The 1,601-nt window shown below is 53.8% G+C and carries 1 protein-coding gene; it reads left to right on the top strand.

All coding sequences use genetic code 11. The features are described 5' to 3' along the window. Window positions 1–194: 194 nt before the first annotated feature. Window positions 195–1,601, top strand: a 1,407-nt coding sequence (locus P5674_RS24480) for an ELWxxDGT repeat protein (RefSeq protein ID WP_315670382.1), incomplete at its 3' end; no start/stop codon positions are given.

The following is a 1,601-nucleotide window of genomic DNA, read 5'->3' as shown; positions in this document are numbered from 1 at the left end:
TTCTATAGGATACCTGGAAAGCGATCGCATCACCCAACACCTGCCTTGTTGGGTTCGGTTGCACTCCACCCAACCTACAAGAGTCTATAGGATACCTGGAAAGCGATCGCATCACCCAACACCTGCCTTGTTGGGTTCCGTTGCACTCCACCCAACCTACAAAACTAACTTTTATTTATATCTAGGATAGTTTCATGATGTCACCCAGGTTTGATGCCACTAAAATTGTTTCTGCTCCGACCCCACTGGTTTTTATCGATACCGGAGTCGAAAACATTGAACAACTGATTGAGGGGGTGATTTCCACCGCCGAAGTTTTTCGGATTGAAAAAACCGCTGATGGGGTCGAGCAAATCACCCAGGTTTTACAACAGCGTCTGAATGTCGGCAGCGTTCACATTATCTCCCACGGTTCCCCCGGTTGCCTGTATCTGGGTGACGGCGAACTGAGTTTGGACACCCTGAACCGCTACAAGCCCCAACTGCGACGCTGGGGTGTGGACAACATCCTGCTCTACGGCTGTCGGGTGGCCGCCGGGGATGCTGGGGAAGAATTTATCGCCCAATTGCGACAACTGACCGGAGCCGACATTGCCGCTTCCAAATCTCTGACGGGGGCTGCTCTCAAGGGCGGTAACTGGGAGTTGGAAGTGAGGACGGGAGAAGTGGAATTAGCCCAAGTCTTGACTGGGGAAGTTGTCGCCAGTTACCAAGGGGTGTTGATGCCGGGAGAATTAATCCCCGTCTTGTTCAAAGATATCAACCCGGGGACTGGGAATTCCAATCCCTCTAATTTCACCGTGTTCAACGACACCCTGTACTTCCAGGCTAACGACGGCACCAACGGCACAGAGCTATGGAAGAGCGACGGCACTCAGGGGGGTACAGTCCTGCTCAAAGATATCAACCCGGGGACTGGGAATTCCAATCCCTCTAATTTCACCGTGTTCAACGACACCCTGTACTTCAGGGCTAACGACCCCACCAACGGCACAGAGCTATGGAAGAGCGACGGCACTCAGGCGGGTACAGTCCTGCTCAAAGATATCAACCCGGGGACTGGGAATTCCAATCCCTCTAATTTCACCGTGTTCAACGACACCCTGTACTTCAGGGCTAACGACCCCACCAACGGCACAGAGCTATGGAAGAGCGACGGCACTCAGGCGGGTACAGTCCTGCTCAAAGATATCAACCCGGGGACTGGGAATTCCAATCCCTCTAATTTCACCGTGTTCAACGACACCCTGTACTTCAGGGCTAACGACCCCACCAACGGCACAGAGCTATGGAAGAGCGACGGCACTCAGGCGGGTACAGTCCTGCTCAAAGATATCAACCCGGGGACTGGGAATTCCTCTCCCTCTAATTTCACGGTGGTCAACGACACCCTGTACTTCACGGCTAACGACGGCACCAACGGCACAGAGCTATGGAAGAGCGACGGCACTCAGGCGGGTACAGTCCTGCTCAAAGATATCAACCCGGGGACTGGGAATTCCTCTCCCTCTAATTTCACGGTGGTCAACGACACCCTGTACTTCACGGCTAACGACGGCACCAACGGCACAGAGCTATGGAAGAGCGACGGCACTCAGGCG

Origin of the sequence: Limnospira sp. PMC 289.06, assembly GCF_032350395.1 — a bacterium.
In the GTDB taxonomy this organism is placed as follows: domain Bacteria; phylum Cyanobacteriota; class Cyanobacteriia; order Cyanobacteriales; family Microcoleaceae; genus Limnospira; species Limnospira platensis.
This window is presented reverse-complemented; position numbering and strand designations above follow the sequence as displayed.